Here is a 19,753-nt window from a genome sequence, read left to right as displayed (position 1 = left end):
TTAACGAGTGTTAACATTCGGGTTTTCAAATTCTTTGCTCCTAATTTAGCATCGTGAAAAAGCTGCAATTCAAGCGTATAGGTATTTTGATAGCCTTCACTTTGGTGGTTTCCATTGGAGTGCAGATCTATAGAAATATTTCTCAGTTTAAACAAATTGAGACCCAATTGACGAAGGATATCCAAGTCAGTCTGGACAATGCCTTGGAGGCATATTTTGCTGATTTAGCCAAAACTGATGTAGTCACACTGACAGAAAGTGAATTTTTAGAAAAAAGTGATTCCTCAGGAAACGATGGACTTGAAAATAACTCACTTAATTTTTTTAACCGGATAGGCAAAAGTAAAATCGTACTTAAAACCCTTGAAGGCATGGAAGGAATCGATTCTCTTCATGCGAGTTGGTCTACCAATGATAGCTTAAGCTTTTCGTCTATTTCCACCCAATTAAATTTTGACTCACTGACAAATAAAGCTGTCGACAAAGAAAATCAAATCAATATTTTCAGAGGCTTGGAATCAGCAGATAGTATAAGACACCTTAAAATGTTGACAAATACCATCATCATTTCTATCACCAGAGACTCACTTAATTTTGAAAAGATAAACGACCTCTTTCAAGCTGACTTAGATAGAAAGGGGATAAACATCAATTACGGCCTGCTTCACCTTGCCAAAGACACTATTGCTGGTTCTTACAATTACCCAGACCTGCAGGAAATGCCATTTAAAACAGTGACAAAATCTACTTTTTTACCAAGAGGTGAGACCCTGGAATTGTATTTTGAAAACACAGCATTGAATCTTGTCAAAAGAGGAATCTTTGAAATCCTCACTTCCATTACATTTTTAGGAATTATCTCTTATGCCTTATATTTTTTGTATAGAACAATTAGAAATCAAAAAGAAGTAGCTGAGATTAAACAAGACTTGATTTCAAATATTACTCATGAGTTTAAAACTCCGATTGCCACCACACTTTCAGCAATAGAAGGCATCGAGCAATTCAACCCTAACAACGATCCTGAAAAGAATAAAAGATACCTGGGAATATCTAAAGTTCAACTCCATAAGTTGAATAATATGGTGGAAAAATTATTAGAAACAGCCACACTTGATTCCGAGCAACTGATGCTTCAAAAAGAGGAAACTGACGTGGTACCAATTCTTCGTTCGCTTCTCCAAAAATATCAGACCTTAGCCCCTGAAAAAAGCATTGATCTAGAGGTTCCCTCTTATATTAAACCGGTCTGTATTGACGCCTTTCATTTTGAAAATGCCATTTCAAACCTCATCGATAATGCCTTAAAATATGGAGGTGATCAAATCCGAATATGTTTGCAGCAATCAGAACAAACCATAATTAAAGTTTGGGACAATGGCGGGAAAATCACCTCAGAACAAAGAGATCGTATTTTTGAGCAGTTTTACAGAATCCCTCAAGGCAACCTACATGATGTAAAAGGCTTTGGGATTGGCTTGTATTATGTGAAAAAGATTCTTGAAAAGCATGATGGAAAAATCAGTCTGCAAACTTCTAAAAACAGCACTTCATTTATCACAGCTTGGCCATGAACGAGAAAACAACTGTCTTACTTGCCGAAGATGAAATCGCCTTAGGAACGATCATTCAAGAAAGTTTAGAAAGCCGAGACTTTAAGGTTATCCTTTGTTCCAATGGAGAAATTGCCTGGGAAAAGTATAAAAGTGAGCAGCCAGAAGTTTTGGTGCTTGATGTGATGATGCCCAAAAAAGATGGGTTTACTTTAGCTGAGCAAATCAGAAAAATTGACCCCTTTACTCCTATCATTTTCCTTACCTCTAAAGGACAAACCGAAGATGTAGTAAAAGGATTTGGGCACGGAGGAAATGATTACGTCAGGAAACCATTTAGCATGGAAGAACTCATAGTAAGAATCCATGCACAACTGGATAGAAGACAGCTGAAAAACCAACAAAGTGACTGGCTTCCTATTGGGAAATTTGAGTTTCACCCTACTCGCCAATTATTAAAATTTGAAGAGAATGAGACTCCCTTAACTGCTCGAGAGACTCAACTACTCCAAATATTACTCGAGAACCAAAATGACATTTCAGACCGAAGTTTAATCCTTACCAAAATTTGGGGAAATGACGACTTTTTCAATGCTCGAAGCATGGACGTTTTTATCACCAAATTACGTAAGAAGCTACAGAAGGACCCGGAAATCCAAATCCTGAATATCCGTGGCTATGGTTATAAGCTGGTTTGCTAATTATTTCTCGATGGGAAGTCTCGCATTAGAATATACCAACCACTGATCAATTTTTTGCTGTAATTGCTCTGCGATGGCTCCTCTTGTCGAAATCACGTTTACTTTTTCCTCCATATCATAATCCAGGTTATAGAGCTCATCCTGGGTATCATCAAAGTAATGGATCAATTTATACCCACCAGATCTAACAATCACATAAGGACTGATATCGGAAAGCCTGTAATGAGGAAAATACCAAAATAAATCTCTTTCAGCTAAGTCCTTTCTTTCTGTCAAAAGCGGCTTAAGGCTTACCCCTTCCAGTTCAGGTAAAGTTGGGTCTTCTCCCATAAAATCCAAAATAGTAGGAATCCAATCCATAGTAATAATGGGAGTTTCATCAACAAAACCTTGTGGGATTTTTCCTGGCCAGCTAACAATAGTAGGAATTCTGATCCCTCCTTCGTAAGGATATCCCTTTTGAGATTTTAGGGGGTAATTATTGGTGATTGGATTATCATAATTCCCGATCAATCCTCCATTATCGGAAGTAAAAATCACCAAAGTATTTTCTCTCAAACCCATCCTTTCCAACTCAGAAAGCACTTTCCCTACATTCTGATCCACACTTTCTACTAGAGCCGCATAAACCGGATTACGTTGATTTCCGGGTTCTTTTTGCTCGTATTTTTCTACCAAATCAGGCTTCCCCATGATAGGGGTATGGACCGCATAAGGGGCCCAATGGACAAAGAATTTCTTTCCTTTTTGATTTTGGATATAATTAACAACCTCATCTCCCTCTCTGTCGGTAAGGAACTCACCTTCCTTGCGTGGCTTCAAAGTAGTGATCTCATAAAACTCCCGCGGTTTTGCTGGTAGATATGGGTCAAAATAGCTTGGGGGTTGACCTAAGTCATTTCCTCCGATATTAACGTCAAAACCCTGATCTTCTGGATAAAACCCCTCTTCTCCCAAATGCCATTTTCCTACATGTAAAGTTCCATATCCATGGGCTTTCATCCGCTCAGCAATTGTAATTTCCTCCAAGGGCAAAAAGCCTTGAATCTTTGGCGTTTTTAGTGGCTTATTTTCGAAAACCTCATATTCTCCAGGTAATCCTGAAGTTGAATTTTGGTTGAATTTCGCCCGAATCCAATCCGTAATGCCTAACCTAGCTGGATATTTCCCGGTTAATAAAGCGGCTCTTGTTGGAGAACAAATTGCAGCAGCGGCATAGGAGTTAGTAAAAAGTATCCCCTCTTTTGCTAGTTTGGTAATATTGGGAGTTTCATAAAAATCACTGCCCAAAGGCTCAATATCTGCCCAGCCCAAATCATCAACATGGATAATCAACACATTAAAGTCATCGTTATGCTGAGCTTGGGAATTAAATGCAAGTGAAAACAGCAACCAGCTTGCTAAGAATCTGTACATAGAAATAGGGTTTATCAAAAGTAAAAACTCCGGGCATAAACCCAGAGTTTCCATGATTCTATTTTAATAAATTGAATTACTTTTTCCCTACGAGCAGGTTTTTACTTTTTTCTAAGTTCTTTTTAAACAACCCTAAATCCCTATGCGGACCATGAGAACCCAATTTTATAGCTTTTTCAAACATTGGGATCGCCTCCTCTACTTTCCCAACAGCAACCAAGCCCTCTCCATAGGAATCATAAACATTGGCAGATTCAGGATGCTTCTCTAGATTTTTTTTAAGTAAAACTAAAGCGTTTTCGTATTGATCACGTCGCATCAGACTATAGCCAAGCATATTATAAGTTCTTTCATCTAAAAGCGAAGGCATAACATAAGTTTCCAAGCCATTGATAAATTCATCAAACTCCTTCACGTTCAAATTCATACTAGCTGACACTATGGATAGATTGACATCCGTATTAATTAATTGCTGGATCGCCATTGTGATTTCCAAAGATCTTTGCAAAGGCAGAAAGTTCATGCCGGCTGAAGTTAGAACCAAAGAAGATTTATTGTTTTCAAGAGTATACTTTTCAAAAAAATCAACTTTCCCGTCGATCATAAGTTGATAAAATTTTCTTGAGTTCATGGAAAGTTTGTCCATCATAGGGTACATATCATTTCCTCTTCCCAGCAGAATAATAGAGTTTTTAAAAGGAATTTCTTTAGCTTCCCAATTCAGCTTATTTTTTTCCAAAAGTCCCAAAAAAGCAGCTACTTCCTGTTTATTTGCTTCGGAATAGCGACTTTTTATAGATTTCTGGAACTCAAGATACTCTTGCGTAAGTAACTCCCCATCCAATCCCTGCTCTTCTAGATATGCGGTCAAATCTTCAACATTATCCAAATCCATGATTGGATCGAGGTAAACCATTCCCTTGATCTGATTGGGGTATTTAGCTGCAAACTCTCTTATCACTTCATTTCCCCAATTATTCCCCACAAAAATATAGGGAGGCTCAATATCAAGCTCTTGAAGTAATAAATGAAGCTGTTTTGCCCTACTTTCTAAGCTTACCTCTTCTGCTATTGGTTCGGACCATCCAATGCCAGATCGACTATAAGAAAGGACTGGCGAAAATTCAGATACCTGATCGAATACCTTATCCCAAACATTTAATTCCTCAGCCAAGCCAGCCTCAAAAATGACTACTGGCTGCAGAAACTTCCTCTCCTCTAAACCATCCACTCTTACTTGAATTTGGCTTCCATTTACTTCAACATTTTGGTATTTCACTTGGGCTTCAAGTGAATAACTTATACTCAATACCAAAATCAGTCCCGCAAAAAGTATCTTCTTCATATGACAAGAGATTTAAATGAACTAAAAATTTATATTTAAAAATCAGCTTATCAAAGTGTTTTGTAATGATTTACAAAATTTTAACTATGATTTAAAGAATCAATTCCCAGTGTCTATTGAAAATCTGTCAAAGAAGAGAACAATTAAATACCAGTAATTAATATTTCAGGCTTTTCAAGTAAGAAATACTTTTAGGTAGGTTCACCAATTCCTCATCGCTCTCATCCTCTAAAAACATGTGTTTGATTCCGATCTTATTTGACTCTCTCAATATCCCAGGGATATCCAACTCACCTGTTCCTAAGACCACATCATTTTCTGGCCCTGTCAATCCCGTCATATCTTTTGGTGCACCTTTTCTAAGATCTTTTAAATGAAGTGAAACCCAACGGTCTCCATATTTCTTTAACAAAGCCACCGGATCACCTCCACCAAAATGAGTCCACATTATGTCCATTTGAAATGAGACATATTTAGGGTCGGTATGTTTGACTATGTAGTCAAATAAGGTTCCGTTTTCGTAAGGCTGGAATTCATATCCATGCACATGGTACATAAAGGTGATCCCATTCTCTGCCAGTACTTTCCCACCTTCATTAAACGCTTTGATTGCCCTATCAGCATTCGCCTTGGTAAAATCTCCATTATGGGGCAACCACGCGACCATCACATATTTTGCTCCCAAAGCCTTCACTCTATCTGCTACAGCCTCAGGGTTTTCTTCCAATTGCTCGAATCCGGTGCCAGTAGAAGGAATACTGATCCCTCTAGCAGCGCAAAGTTTTACAAATTCTTCTGCAGACATACCTCCTGGCGCTCCGCCTTCCAGCTCCTTAAATCCCATCTTCTCAATCATATCCAAAGTAGACTCCACCCCATTTTCCCAATGGTTCCTAAAGGAATAAGATTGAACACCGAGTGGAACCTGTAGAAGTGGATCACCTTTTTGTTGCGAAAAAGTTAAAGTGGGAATTAAGCCAGATAGCAACACGGCAAGTATAATTATGCTTAGTTTTTTCATGTTATTCTGATTGGAAAATCACTTACAGATTCTGTTTATTTAGCTCTTCTACTGCATGGTTTGCCGCACGAGCCGTCAAAGCCATAAAAGTCAAAGTTGGGTTTTGAGTACTGGTACTGGTCATGCAGGCACCATCGGTCACAAAAACGTTCTTACAATGATGTAATTGATTCCATTCATTGAGCAAGGAATCTTTTGGGTCTTTCCCCATTCTTACACCACCCATTTCGTGAATATCAGAGCCAGGAGCAGAATGTGAATCTTCCACTTTAATATTTTTAAAACCTGCCCGCTCATACATTTCTGATTGCTGAGCCACGAAATCTGCAGCCATTTTATCGTCGTTTTCCTTCCATTCTACCGAAAGGATAATTTGAGGAATTCCATATTTATCGACTTTATCAGTACTTAAACGCATATGATTGTCCTCAACAGGAACAGTTTCTCCTTGCATCCAGGAGGCCAAGCCCCAGACATCATTGTATTTTTGGTTAAGCAAATTATCGCGCAAATCGTCTCCGATCATACTCGTATCAGAACTCATCCCTCTTCCACCTGACATACCAATGGAATATCCCCTAAGGAAATCGGTATCCTGCTTAAACACATTTCTGAACCTTGGAACGTAAGCGTGCCCAGGGTTTCTTCCCAGATTAGCCTTGTCCAAAAAGCCTTCGAAGGTCGCATAACCTTTCCCCCTATAATTATGGCAAGCCAAATACTTCCCTAAAAGACCATTTTCATTGCCTATTCCAGCAGAAAATGTAGAAGATTTTGAATTCAATAAGATCGCATTGGACGCAATGGTAGAGGCATTGACAAAGATGATTTTCGCATAAAACTCGATTGCCTCATTGCTATGCCGGTCGATGATTCTTACTCCAGTTGCTTTCCCTTTGGCATCGTCATAAATAATGGATTCGACAACAGAATCAGGTCTGACGGTTAAATTACCTGTTTTCTCTGCCCATGGAAGTGTCGAAGCATTGGCGGAGAAATATCCTCCATACACACAACCCCGATTACACATGGCCTGATGTTGGCATTTATTTCTGCCTTGCTGTTTATGGATTTCCTGAGGATCAGTCAAATGCGCACATCTGCCTTGAATCAAATGTCTATCTCCATAATTTGCCTTCAATTGCTCTTTATAATAGTTCTCTATACAACTCAATTCAAAACCTGGCATCACCTCAGAATCTGGAAGCTCAGGTAATCCATCTTTACTCCCAGCAATTCCTGCAAAGCGTTCCACATATTCATACCAGGGGTTCAGATCTTTGGTACGAATCGGCCAATCAACAGCAAATCCATCTCTGGCAGGTCCTTCAAAATCATAATCTGACCAGCGTTGCGTAGCTCTAGCCCAAAGGAGAGATTTCCCTCCTACATGATAGCCTCTAAACCATCGAAAAGGCTTTTCTTGAATAATTGGCTGTTCGTCATCTGCCAATGCCCAATGGGCAGTTTCTTCTCTCAACCATCTACCTCCACCGACTCCTGACCTTTTTTCTAAAGGCACCGCACCTCGGAATTCAAATTCCCAAGGAGCTTTAGAAGCAGTTGGATAATCTTCAATATGTTTGACCATTCGACCTCTTTCGAGAACGAGCGTTTTCAATCCTTTCTCTGTCAATTCTTTTGCTGCCCATCCACCACTGGCTCCAGAACCAATAACAATGGCATCGTATGTTCTTTTTTCTTTTGAATCTTGTAGCATCATTGGGGACTTAAGCTTGGGTTGGAACATCTGCACATCCGGTATAAAAACCAGGAGCAACTTTATAATCTCTATAATTCACCATTACTTCTTTCACAGTGGTAAATCCTGTAATCGTTTCTGATTTCATCAGGTCAAAAAACTCCCGATCAGCTTCGATTTCAGAATCTTTCAAGCTTAACAGCATCGCTTCCCTCTCTTCTTTAGAAGCTTTCAGGAAGCCTTTTTTATCCAAATTGGCCAGTTGTAATTTGATTTGATCCTGATCCTCCTTTTCGAAGCAATGTTCAAAAAGTTTCATCATGTAGACATCTGTCCCGGTGCTTAACGCCCCAATTGGTTTTGCATCTGGCGATGAAGTTTTGGGAGGTAGCCCTTCCGGAATAATAGTATCTGAAATGGCGGAAATGAGTTTTTCCTCCTTCAAAGTAAAAAATCCTTGGTGATTGATTCCGTCTAGGAGCTGCCATTTCCAGTCCGCCAAGACAAGCCCGGCAATACCAACTGCAGTTCCTCCCAGAATCTTGAGAGACTTTCTTCGGTTCATTATAGGTTAGATTGGGTTATAATTTTACCAATATACTTAAACTAGCTAAATCCAAAACCGCAAATCCTCTAAAGGTGAGACTATTGGATCAGTGGCAAAAAAGAAACATCTCCGAGAAAATCTTATTTATTCCAATAATCATAACTGAAAAATCCAATTTTAATTTAACTTCAGCATTGAAAAACAATCAAACCTATCTATGAAAAACCTATTTAAATCATTGCCAGCGATAACTCTTTCAGTTTTATTATTATCCTGCAATAAGCCCTCAGAAACTACTGAATCTATCGAACTAGATGAAGTTCAGGAAAGCACTTCCAAATACCTTTCCCAACCCCTAGTTTCAGATCATTATACAGCTGACCCATCTGCACACTATTTTGATGGAAAAATTTACATCTACCCTTCTCACGATGTAGAGTCTGATGTTCCTCAGGATGATTTGGGTTCACATTTTAATATGATGGATTACCATGTATACTCCATGGAATCACCCACATCTCCTATTGTTGATGCTGGAAAAGTTCTGGGAGTAGATGACATACCTTGGGCAAAAAGGCAGCTATGGGCACCTGATGCAGCAGAGAAAGATGGAACATACTACCTCTATTTCCCTGCAAAAGATGAAAATGACATTTTCAAAATTGGAGTTGCAAGTGGAAGCTCACCCACGGGTCCATTTACAGCGCAGCCTGAACCTATTCAAGGAAGCTATAGCATTGACCCATCAGTTTATGAAGACACCGACGGATCATATTACATGTATTTTGGAGGGATCTGGGGCGGACAATTACAAAAGTACAGAGACAATAAATTCGAGGATAAAGGTCCTGCTCCAACAGATGGTTTACCAGCAGATGATGAACCAGCTCTCGGGCCTATCATTGCCAAGATGAGTGACAACATGCTAGAATTTGCAGAGACTCCTAAAGAAATTAAGATTTTAGATCAAAACGGCTCTCCTATTTTGAATGGCGATAATGAAAGAAGGTTTTTTGAAGCAGCTTGGGTGCACAAGTATGAAGGCAAGTATTATTTATCTTATTCAACAGGTGATACTCATTTCATCGCATATGCCACTGCTGATAATCCTTACGGACCATTTACCTACCAAGGAGTTGTATTAAATCCTGTAGAAGGTTGGACCAATCACCATTCTATCGTAGAAGTAGACGGAGATTGGTATTTATATTATCATGACACCCAGCTTTCCGGAGAAACGCATTTGAGAAACATCAAAATGACAAAATTAACCCATCTGCCTGATGGGTCTATCCAAACTATCGATCCGAATAATTAAAGGAATATCCTAAGGAAAAGTAAGATCGTAATTTATTGTCTTTGTTATTGCTACTGATGCCAATTGTTATTGGTCCAAGAATGGATTGGTAGGTCATATCCAAACCATATCCAGCATAGGTTTCATCTTTAAAAATACTATTGATGAAACCTTCTTCTTGGAACCTATACGCTTGACTAAATCCCAAATAATTGATTCCTGCTCTCAAATAGACTTTTTTGATTGGGATAAATTGAGTCGTTAGACCTGCTTTCACAAAATTGGATGTTTGGACCTCTCCATAATTGAGTCCCCAGAAATTGGTATCATTAAACCGAATATTTTGATATCCCCCCACAAAAAATTCCTGAAAACTTTTTTCTGCGGAGTTATTTGTGACGATTAATGCACCTGCAAACTCAGGTTTTAATTGAAATCCAGGTGTGATTCTCAAAAATTTTGAATACCTCCCCAACAAAGTAATATAGGGATCTGGTGTCAAATCCTCCGCCAAACCATCCAGAACATCTTTAGGTAAAGAAACGATTACTCCATCCAAATTGACATCTACCGTATCAAATCCTGCCCTCAAATTTATTTTGAGTTTATTATCAAAATGAAAAACTGATTCCAATAATCCCTCTGCTCCTCGAGTAGGATAATTTCTATTGTCCTGAGAATTTCTATAATATCTAAACCGTAATCCTAAGGTCCTTTCCGTACCATTTTTAAGTGCATCGGAAAATATTCTATTAAAGCGATATCGTGTTTTACTGAGTTCGTAAACAGCTCCAAATGCAAAAGACTGCTTCAAGGAGCCAGTAGTCATGATCTGAGCAGCAAAATTCGTATTTCTATCTATTGCAACTTCTGTTTCTTTCCCTTCTGAATATTCTGGAAGTTGCTGTCGCAACAGGTTTAACCTAGCATTGAATGCTAGATTTTTATTCTTTGCGAAGTAGTTATAATAATCAATTCGAGCTTTAGGATTTTCTGACACATCTAAGAGGAACACAGTTCTACTGGATTTGCTTAATAAATCCCTTACTGTATAGTTCAGTAAAATCCCTGCCGAAAACTGGTTATCATAGTGTACTGCTAGGTTTAAAAGTGAAGCTGGTTTTTCTTTCAACCTTACTTTGATATTAAACCTGTCTTCACCGAATGGAATTAAAGAGAAATCCACTTTATAAAATCCATTGATGCCATAAATTCGATCGATCCCTTTCTGAATTTCATCTCTGGTGATCATAGAGCCTACCGAAATATTAAATTTCGATTGTAACAGGCTATTAGTAAAAAGCTTATTCCCTACAAACTCAACTCCACTCACTTGTATTGGTGACTCATCAAAACCCAACCCCGAAATCACATCTTTTCTTCCCAAGCTATCGGCTAACCGCTTGAAATCATCAAAATATTTTTTACCTGTGGAATCACCTAGGGCTAATATTTCACGATAGTTCCCAAAACTTCCTGTGGAATAAACCCCTAAGTCTGGTTTGATGTAGATGTCACAATCTTCGATATTATCCTTGGTCTTTTTAAGGGATCTAGCCATGGCTACTTGCATCAAAATTCCCCCAAAGCCTCCTAATTCATCTACTTCCAAAAAATCCTCATCCGAAACATTGACACCTATGACAATATCCGCCCCCATTTGTTTGACCACATCAACAGGAAAATTATTCACAACACCTCCATCTACCACAGAAGTAGAATCCAAATCAAAGGCAGTAAAAGCAGTTGGAATGGCTATACTAGACCGCAATGCATCATGGAGATAGCCTTTGTCAAAAATTATTTCCTCTCCAGTAGAAATGTCTGTCGCAATACATCTAAATGGAATAGGAAATTCATCAAAATTCTTATACTGTTTAGCTGGCCAAGTATAATATTGTAACACCTCGGAAAGCTTTTGTCCTTCTATAAGACCTGAGGGAAGCGCTATCTTACCGTTTTTGACAGGCAACTCCACAAGGTACCTGTTATAGTATTCCTTTTCTTCAAAAGCGATGGAGTTGAACTCTACACGATTGGAGATTAATAAATCCCAATCGATACTTAGAATAATTTCCTCTAGCTCATCGGAATTATAACCTAAAGCATATAAGCCTCCGATGACAGACCCCATGCTTGTACCAACCACATAATCAGGCTTGATTCCAGCTTCTTCCAAATAACGAATAACCCCAACATGAGCCATCCCTTTCGCACCTCCACCACTCAAAACCAAGCCAATTTTTGGCTTGGTTTCGGAGTTTTGTGATTGTTCTTGTCCTAAAGCTTTTCCATCAAAAAGCAGAAAAGAAACAAGGAAGACTAAAAGAAACTTTACGGTAAGTTTTGAGGCCATGCGAATTGGGTAATCATTTTAGAACTTTTTATTTTCTATAATCAAGAGGAGGTTTTCTATCTCCTGTTAAAGCTTCATATTTAAAATCAGCTCCTCGTCTTTCATTTAGTTCAGCTTTTGCTTTTTCAGCTATACTTGGATCCTTAAAAACATCAATAGCCGTCAAAGCAAGGGTCTTGGCTGCCACCATCATTCCTTTTCTACCAATGCTTGTTCCACCGGCAGCAACTGCCTGCCAAGTATGGGCCGAAGTACCAGGTACCCAGGTGGCCGTTCCCAATCCTGCAGTCGGTACCAACCAGCTCACATCGCCAACATCCGTAGAACCACCAGCTCCTTTTTCATTCACTTCAAAAGGGGCGATTTTCTCAGCATCTTCTGGAGAAACCATGACGCCTTGGGGATAGGTTTCGATAATATCCTCAGCAAACTTCAGCTCCTCTGCAGAATAAGAAACACCACCTATTCTTTCCAGATTTTTATGCATGATGCTAGCTAAGGTCTCATTTGGCATGAGGTTGTATACACCGTTAATTATTTCATACTCCATCGTGGTTTGTGTTCCCTGTGCAGCACCTTCTGCTGCATCCACCAACTTCTCAAACAATTCCTTCACTTTCAATGCATTTGGATGCCTTACATAGTGATAAGACTCAGCAAAAGCAGGTACTACATTCGGTGCTTCCCCGCCTCTGGTAATCACATAATGCATCCTAGTTTCTTGAGGCACATGTTCTCTCATTAAGTTAACCATATAATTCATCGCCTCAACGCCGTCTAAAGCAGACCTTCCTCTATCTGGGGCTGCAGCAGCATGAGATGCTTCTCCATAAAACCTGAATTTGGTTGAAATGTTGGCTAAGGAAGAATTTGCTCCAGCATTGTTTGCAGAAGATGGGTGCCAGTGTAACATTGCATCTACATCATCCATGATACCAGACTTTGCCATATAAACTTTACCGCCACCCCCTTCTTCCGCAGGTGTGCCATAAACTCTTATCGTTCCCTTAATATTATTTTCTTCCATCCACTCTTTAGCAGCAATACCTGCCGCTACCGAAGCTGTACCAAACAAATGGTGTCCACAAGCATGTCCAGCTCCTCCTTCCACAACTGGTTCTCTAAAAGGAACAGCCTTTTGGGAAACTCCCGGTAAGGCATCAAACTCAGCCATGATTCCTACGATAGGCTGGCCTGACCCAAATTCTGCTACAAAGGCAGTTGGGATATCTGCAACTCCTGCTTTGATTGTAAACCCTGCATCCGCTAGAGTTTTTTGCAGCAATCCTGAGCTTTCTTTTTCCAAGTAACCCAATTCTGCCAAATCCCATATCTCTTTCGAAATATCACCATAATAGGCGGCCTTTTCATCTAGTTTTTGAAGGACTTCTGTCTCTTGGGCATATCCAAAGCCGATTAGCATGGATAAGCAAACAGTAAATAACTTTCTCATTTTTAAGGTAGTGGTTGATTTTGCTCTGAAATTAAGCATTGAAGAACAGATTAATAATTGAATTCAATAAAAATTAAAATATTCCAATTCATAAACACACAAACTACAAATTAGTATATATCAAAGATTTTTTTTGATGTTTCTCATAAGTTTTAAAATTTCTTCAAAAGAGGTCTTTTTCTACTTTTAATTTTCTCTAAATTATCCCAAACCAAACAATTACTTTTTATGAAAAGATTTTTAAAAATCGTAGGCTACCTTCTAGGTCTTGTTTTAATTCTTGTAATCGGAAGCGTTGCTTATTTACAGCTTGCATTCCCTCAAGTCCCAGAAGCAAGCGAACTTACATTGGATTATAGTCAGGAAAGAATAGAAAGAGGAGAGTATCTGGCAAATCATGTGACCGTGTGTATGGACTGTCACTCAACAAGAGATTTCTCGCTTTTCTCTGGCCCTCCAGTTCCTGGGACATTAGGCAAGGGAGGAGATAAATTTGATCATGGAATGGGATTCCCTGGCGTCTTTTACTCTAAAAACATTACACCAGCAGGTATTTCTGATTACACAGATGGAGAGCTTTATCGAGTAATCACTACCGGGGTTACTAAGGATAATCGTCCCATGTTTCCTGTCATGCCCTATTTGTATTATGGTAAAATGGATCCAGAAGACATTTACTCCATTATTGCCTACATACGATCTTTAGATCCTATCGATTATGAGGTCCCTGAATCATCACCTGATTTTCCTGTGAATTTAATTTTAAGAACGATTCCCACTCCTGGTGAACCAACAACGATTCCCTCCACTTCAGATCAAGTGGCCTATGGTAAGTATCTTGTTAATGCTTCGGGTTGCGCAGAATGTCATACTCCAGTTACTGAGCAAGGACAAATTATTCCTGAATTAATGTTTTCTGGAGGCAGAGTATTCGGAAACCCAGATGGATCTATTTTGCGTTCTTCAAACATTACACAAGATGCAACAGGGATTAAGGATTGGACTGAAGAGAGATTTGTTAATCAATTCAAGCAATATGTAGATTCAGGCTATGTAGCTCCAAAAATTCCAGCTGGTGAGTTTAACTCCATCATGCCTTGGATTATGTATGGAGGAATGAAAGAAGATGATCTGAAAGCAATTTATGCCTACCTAAAAACCATCGAACCGATATCCAATTCAGTGGTGAAATTCACACCGGCTGAAAGCGCGGAATAAAAAATATTTCCTGTTAGACCTATTAAAACTCATCTCCGCTTCTACTTAAGGAGGTGAGTTTTTTTTAAATCAATTGAAGGTTAAAAGGGCGGAAGGAATCTAGCAGCTCATCCTGCGGATTCAGTTCTGTAACCAAAACATCCACGGCTGAAAGGTCACAGGTTTTGTATTTTTGAACCGAATGTAATTTGTCAGAAACAGTTAAAATGGCAACTTTTTTAGCAGCTCTAATCATAGCTTGTTTGACCTGGATCACTTCCCAATCAAATTCTGTCAACCCAAACTCCGCATCCAAGTAGCCTGTTCCAAGGATACATAAATCTACTCTCAGGTGTGAAAGCGAATTTACTACGGTTCCACCTACAGCGAATTTTGCGTCATGTAACAATTTTCCTCCCAAAAAAATCACTTCCACTTCGGGAAGCTCCAAAAGCTCCATCGCTACGTGCAAACTTGGGGTGAATACAGTCAAGGCCAACTTTTTTGGAATCATCTTAGCAACTTCCATATTGGTGGTCCCTCCACTCATTAAAATCACTTGCCCTTCTGAAAGCAATGAAACAGTTTTTTCTGCAATCGCTATTTTCTTTGATTGTAAGTAGACATTTCCTTCCTCCTTCCTAAAATTCATAAAACCAAAGGAAGTGGCTCCACCATGAACCTTCTTCAGTTTCTTCTGCTTTGCCAGTTCCTTTACATCTCGCCTTACTGTATCTATCGATACATTTAGACTATCCGAAAGATCATTTAGCAATACACGATGATGCAAATGCACCTGATCCAAAATAAATTTTTGCCTTTCTTCTTTTAGCATATCTAGTTAATTCGAATCTAATCTATCAAAAACCGCAAAACCATGCAAAAAAATAAAGGGATTTGAAAATTACAGCAAAAAATCGCTAAGCTTATTCCTAAATACTCCCAATTATCTGCTAGTTTAGCTGTGATTTACTCCAATTTGGATTGAATACTTGATTTGACTCACTAAAAATAAAATAGCCGGTACCAATTCTCTAGCAATCATATGAGACGTAACCAGATTTTCATTCACAGTATCCTGATTTTCTCCTTTTTAGCATTTTCCTGTAGTTCTAAATCCACATTTAGAATAATCGAAAAACCGATTACCTGGAACGAAGAAAGAAAGGAGCTTTCATTAGAATATTTGAAGGAAAGACATGGGTTGGATCAAACTGAAGCTACCATAGATCCTAAAATAGTGGTGGTGCACTGGACTGCGATCAATTCAGTCGAAGCAACATTTGATGTCTTCGATTCGCCGACATTAGGAGGAAGGGAAGACCTGAGGAATGCGAGTGGTTTAAATGTTTCGAGTCAGTTTTTAATAGATCGAGATGGTACTATTTTTAGACTTTTACCTGAAACCACATTTGCCAGGCATACAATAGGTTTAAATTATACAGCAATTGGAATAGAAAATGTAGGAAGTCCTGATGATCCTTTGACCAAAGAACAATTGAAAGCAAACGAAATGCTTATACGTCATCTTAGAAAAAAGTACCCTATTGACTATGTGATTGGTCATCATGAATATCAGAATTTTCAAGAAACTGACTTTTGGAAAGAAGCCGACCCAAACTATCGAACAGTGAAAACTGATCCGGGCGATGCATTTATGGAAAAGCTCAGAAAAAATCTTGCTGATTTGAATTTGAAACCTATACCAACGCTCTGATTACCCTCTTTTATGAAGTTCCTATCCAGGCATTTATTTATCATTCTTGCATTTGGCCTGCTATTATCAGCATGTAAATCCTCCAAAAATGTAACCCCGGGCCAACAACCAACGGCTCCTATACAAACGAGTCCCAATACTGATTCCGGAACGAACTTACCGGTAAAAACGCTTCCAAAAACACCTATTGCTCTAGCACCTTTGTCTTATCAAATGCCGGAAATGCCAAGGGAATTTCGGGGTGTATGGATAGCGACTGTAGCAAATATTGATTGGCCTATCTCCCCAGATGATCCCTATGAGAAACAAAAAAGGGACTTCCTCGAAATCTTGGACTATTATAAAAGCCTAAATTTCAACGCGGTCATTGTGCAGGTTCGAACTGCCGGAGATGCCTTCTTTCCAAGTAATTTGGCTCCCTGGTCAAAATACTTGACAGGAAAGCAGGGTAAAGCACCCAACACCAATGAAAATCCCTTGACTTGGATGATCCATGAATCTCATGCCCGAGGCATGGAATTCCATGCCTGGCTAAACCCTTACAGGGCTACAATGGACCTTAAAACCGATGAGCTTAGCCCAGACCATGACTATAATGCACATCGGAATTGGATGGTTAAATACGGAACAAAATATTATTACAACCCAGGCTTGCCAGAAGTTCAGACTCACCTACTTAAGGTCATTAAAGAAATTGTGGACAATTATGATGTCGATGCCATACATTTTGATGACTATTTCTACCCTTATAAAATTGCAAGAGAGGAATTTCCTGACAGAAATACCTACAACAAGTATAAAAAGAGCGGACAAACTCAAGATGACTGGAGAAGAGACAATGTCAATCAATTGATCTTTGCTTTAAACAATACCATCAAACAAAGTAAACCTTGGGTACAGTTTGGAATATCTCCTTTTGGTGTTTGGAGAAATCAGGACAAAGACCCAAAGGGCTCCCCTACTCAAGCGGGTCAAACCAATTATGATGACCTCTATGCAGATGTGCTTCTATGGATGAAAAATGGCTGGGTAGATTATATGATCCCTCAACTATATTGGAGCATGGAACATCCTTTGGCCTCTCATAGAATTTTAAATGATTGGTGGGCTACGAATCATAACTACACCAATATTTACATTGGAAATGGTCCCTATAAAATCAGGGAGGACTCGGATAAGGCTTGGGAAAACCCAAAAGAGATTAATAACCAAATATCCTATACCCGAACACTACCCACTATTCAAGGAAATGCTTTTTTCTCGGCTAAATCCATGAAAATCAAAAATCGGGATGTGGCACAATTACTAAAAGGTGAGCTTTATAATGAGCCTACTCTCCCACCTTCCTTCCAGCCTAAAACTCCTGCAATTATTGATATCCCCAAAGTATTTAGCGTAGAAGCTAATTCCGAGGTTACCTCGATCCGAATGGCAAATCCTTTGGACCCAGCGATAAGATATGCCTTGATTCAAGGAGCAAATGAGTTAAATTCACTCGCAGATGCTGAAATCCATCCTGTTTGGGTGGGTGGAATGAGAGCAAGAACCTTGGAAACTACCAGTTTAAACACCAAGTATCTTGCGATAAGATGGATTGATCATTACGGTAGGATCGTCCAAACTCAAGTCTATCAAATCCCATAAAATCAATACTATGAAAGACATGCTTGTAAGATTGATTGGACTTCCCGACACTTCTGTAGTGGAAAGGAATTTATCCAAAAAAGAAAACATCGTCTTTCGTAGAGCAATTGCACCTGAAAAACATTTGGTAAGTGAATGGGTAAAAGCCCATTTTGGAGATTATTGGCAATCTGAAGTGGAGGTAGCCTTTGCCAGGCAGCCGGTGGCATGCTGGATTGCTCAAAGAGGAAATGACATTTTAGGTTTCGCCTGCTATGAAAGCACTGCAAAGAATTTTTTTGGTCCTACAGGAACCCAGGAAAACGAAAGAGGTAAAGGAATTGGCAAAATCCTTTTAATCAAAGCGCTTCAATCCATGAAAGAAATGGGTTATGTCTATGCCATTATAGGTGGTGTAGGACCCTCAGAATTTTATCAAAAAGCAGTGGACGCAAAAATTATTGAAGGATCTGAAGTCAGCATCTATCAAAACTTGATTAGAAAAAAATGACCCAAAAAACGACGAAAAGCCCTTGGCTTTGGGTTCCATCTCTATACATGACAGAGGGGATTCCTTATATCATCATCATCACTGTCTCGGTGATTATGTACAAGCAGTTGGGAATCGCCAATAGCGACATAGGCCTTTACACCAGTTTACTTTATCTCCCATGGGTAGTCAAGCCGATATGGAGCCCGATTGTAGACCTCTTTGGAACCAAAAGAAAATGGTTTTTAAGCATGCAACTGGTACTAGCCATTGTTTTTATCTGTGTTGGGTTTAGCACTTCAGGCAATAGCTTTTTCTTTATGACCTTGGCATTTTTCTGGATGGGGGCTTTTGCCTCTGCGACTAATGATATTGCCTCTGACGGGATGTATTTAATCGCTTTAAAACCTGCACAGCAATCCTTTTTCGTTGGATTGAGAGGGACATTTTACCGAATTGGAATGATTACTGGGCAAGGGCTGATTGTCATGCTTGCCGGCTATTTTGAAACAAGTTTGGGAGATAACACCAAAGCTTGGTCCTACACCATGATTTTAGTCGGTGGATTAATGTTCTTGCTTACGGCCATAAACTTTTTCACCACTCCAAAGGTGGAAGAAAACTCATCTGAAACTCGCAAAAGAGAAGCAAGCTTTGGGAAAGTTTTTTACACTTTCTTCACCAAAAAGAACATTGGAATTTCACTTGCCTTTGTATTACTGTATCGACTCGGTGAATCTCAATTGGTAAAAATGGCATCTCCATTTTTATTGGACGACAAGCAAACTGGAGGTTTAGGACTTAGCACCTCAGAAGTGGGATTCCTTTATGGAACGATCGGAGTAATTGCTCTTTTGCTGGGCGGTATATTAGGTGGTATTGCCATCTCAAGACATGGATTGGGGAAATGGATGATTCCTATGGCATTATCCCTAAACCTCCCCAATTTATTGTACATAGCTTTGGCACATTTTCAACCCGAAAATATTCTATTTGCAGGAACTGTGGTAATCATCGAACAGTTCGGCTATGGTTTTGGTTTTGCAGCTTATATGATCTTTTTGATCTATCTGGCCGAAGGATTATTTAAAACTTCTCACTATGCCTTAGCGACTGGTTTTATGGCCATGGGCATGATGTTTCCGGGGATGATTTCTGGATATGCTCAGGAATGGCTAGGCTATACTGGATTTTTTATTTGGGTAGGACTTGCCATGATTCCAGCCTTAATCATCGCAAAAACCGTAAAATATCCTAGGGAGTTTGGCAAGAAGTCAGATTAAATCCCAAACTTTAATAATTATTTTAAGAACCCATCTTCAAAAAACTAGGGGA

16 protein-coding genes are annotated in these 19,753 nt (G+C 39.2%); 8 read left to right on the top strand and 8 right to left on the bottom strand.

Annotated elements, in window-relative coordinates; all coding sequences use genetic code 11:
- Positions 1-53: 53 nt before the first annotated feature.
- Both ALPR1_RS05975 and ALPR1_RS05970 read left to right on the top strand, forming a co-directional pair.
- On the top strand, positions 54-1,574 hold the full coding sequence (locus tag ALPR1_RS05975; protein WP_008199188.1) for a sensor histidine kinase: 1,521 nt from the start codon (positions 54-56) through the stop codon (positions 1,572-1,574).
- Positions 1,571-2,254 carry a response regulator transcription factor gene (locus ALPR1_RS05970; RefSeq protein ID WP_008199187.1) on the top strand — a complete coding sequence of 228 codons (684 nt, stop codon included), beginning with the start codon at positions 1,571-1,573 and terminating at the stop codon, positions 2,252-2,254. Before ALPR1_RS05975 ends, ALPR1_RS05970 begins: the two co-directional genes overlap by 4 nt.
- Here ALPR1_RS05970 and ALPR1_RS05965 read toward each other — a convergent pair whose 3' ends face one another.
- The 5 genes from ALPR1_RS05965 to ALPR1_RS05945 all read right to left on the bottom strand — a co-directional run bounded on the left by ALPR1_RS05965 (position 2,255) and on the right by ALPR1_RS05945 (position 8,303).
- Positions 2,255-3,670 carry a sulfatase gene (locus tag ALPR1_RS05965; RefSeq protein ID WP_040303283.1) on the bottom strand — a complete coding sequence of 472 codons (1,416 nt, stop codon included), beginning with the start codon at positions 3,668-3,670 and terminating at the stop codon, positions 2,255-2,257.
- A 76-nt stretch (positions 3,671-3,746) separates the two neighbouring features.
- Complete coding sequence (locus tag ALPR1_RS05960; protein ID WP_008199185.1) at positions 3,747-5,015, bottom strand: alpha/beta fold hydrolase; 1,269 nt, start codon at positions 5,013-5,015, stop codon at positions 3,747-3,749.
- 157 nt (positions 5,016-5,172) lie between these two features.
- Positions 5,173-6,036: a sugar phosphate isomerase/epimerase family protein gene (locus ALPR1_RS05955; RefSeq protein WP_008199184.1), complete on the bottom strand. Its 864-nt coding sequence runs from the start codon at positions 6,034-6,036 to the stop codon at positions 5,173-5,175.
- 22 nt (positions 6,037-6,058) lie between these two features.
- Positions 6,059-7,756, bottom strand: a complete 1,698-nt coding sequence (locus ALPR1_RS05950; protein ID WP_040303282.1) for a GMC oxidoreductase — start codon at positions 7,754-7,756, stop codon at positions 6,059-6,061.
- 10 nt (positions 7,757-7,766) lie between these two features.
- Positions 7,767-8,303, bottom strand: coding sequence for a gluconate 2-dehydrogenase subunit 3 family protein (locus tag ALPR1_RS05945; protein ID WP_008199180.1), 537 nt, complete (start codon positions 8,301-8,303; stop codon positions 7,767-7,769).
- A 199-nt stretch (positions 8,304-8,502) separates the two neighbouring features.
- On the opposite strand from ALPR1_RS05945, the gene ALPR1_RS05935 reads away from it, so the two are divergent.
- A complete protein-coding gene (locus ALPR1_RS05935) occupies positions 8,503-9,603 on the top strand; it encodes a glycoside hydrolase family 43 protein (protein WP_008199179.1) in 1,101 nt (366 codons plus the stop codon).
- Here ALPR1_RS05935 and ALPR1_RS05930 read toward each other — a convergent pair.
- A complete protein-coding gene (locus ALPR1_RS05930) occupies positions 9,584-11,938 on the bottom strand; it encodes a patatin-like phospholipase family protein (RefSeq protein ID WP_008199178.1) in 2,355 nt (784 codons plus the stop codon). The two genes, ALPR1_RS05935 and ALPR1_RS05930, sit on opposite strands and share 20 nt — an antisense overlap.
- Before the next feature lie 28 nt (positions 11,939-11,966).
- Positions 11,967-13,391, bottom strand: coding sequence for an amidohydrolase (locus ALPR1_RS05925; RefSeq protein WP_040303279.1), 1,425 nt, complete (start codon positions 13,389-13,391; stop codon positions 11,967-11,969).
- Between the two features lie 228 nt (positions 13,392-13,619).
- Between ALPR1_RS05925 and ALPR1_RS05920 the strand changes: the two genes are divergently transcribed.
- Positions 13,620-14,609 carry a c-type cytochrome gene (locus ALPR1_RS05920; RefSeq protein ID WP_008199175.1) on the top strand — a complete coding sequence of 330 codons (990 nt, stop codon included), beginning with the start codon at positions 13,620-13,622 and terminating at the stop codon, positions 14,607-14,609.
- Positions 14,610-14,673: 64 nt separating this feature from the next.
- Here the strand turns inward: ALPR1_RS05920 and ALPR1_RS05915 are convergent, their stop codons facing one another.
- On the bottom strand, positions 14,674-15,423 hold the full coding sequence (locus tag ALPR1_RS05915; protein ID WP_008199174.1) for a DeoR/GlpR family DNA-binding transcription regulator: 750 nt from the start codon (positions 15,421-15,423) through the stop codon (positions 14,674-14,676).
- Between the two features lie 210 nt (positions 15,424-15,633).
- Here ALPR1_RS05915 and ALPR1_RS05910 point away from each other — a divergent pair, with 210 nt between their 5' ends.
- The 4 genes from ALPR1_RS05910 to ALPR1_RS05895 are packed head-to-tail and all read left to right on the top strand — an operon-like array spanning position 15,634 to position 19,701.
- On the top strand, positions 15,634-16,305 hold the full coding sequence (locus ALPR1_RS05910) for an N-acetylmuramoyl-L-alanine amidase (RefSeq protein WP_008199172.1): 672 nt from the start codon (positions 15,634-15,636) through the stop codon (positions 16,303-16,305).
- A gap of 12 nt (positions 16,306-16,317) precedes the next feature.
- The gene (locus ALPR1_RS05905; RefSeq protein WP_040302595.1) at positions 16,318-17,949 is read left to right on the top strand and encodes a glycoside hydrolase family 10 protein; all 1,632 of its coding nucleotides are present in this window, start codon (positions 16,318-16,320) and stop codon (positions 17,947-17,949) included.
- 10 nt (positions 17,950-17,959) lie between these two features.
- The gene (locus ALPR1_RS05900) at positions 17,960-18,439 is read left to right on the top strand and encodes a GNAT family N-acetyltransferase (RefSeq protein WP_008199167.1); all 480 of its coding nucleotides are present in this window, start codon (positions 17,960-17,962) and stop codon (positions 18,437-18,439) included.
- On the top strand, positions 18,436-19,701 hold the full coding sequence (locus ALPR1_RS05895) for an MFS transporter (RefSeq protein ID WP_008199165.1): 1,266 nt from the start codon (positions 18,436-18,438) through the stop codon (positions 19,699-19,701). Before ALPR1_RS05900 ends, ALPR1_RS05895 begins: the two co-directional genes overlap by 4 nt.
- Positions 19,702-19,753: the final 52 nt, after the last annotated feature.

The sequence above is a fragment of the Algoriphagus machipongonensis genome (assembly GCF_000166275.1).
Lineage (GTDB): Bacteria > Bacteroidota > Bacteroidia > Cytophagales > Cyclobacteriaceae > Algoriphagus > Algoriphagus machipongonensis.
The sequence above is the reverse complement of the archived record's forward strand: the minus strand, read 5'-3'. Positions and strand labels throughout refer to the sequence as shown.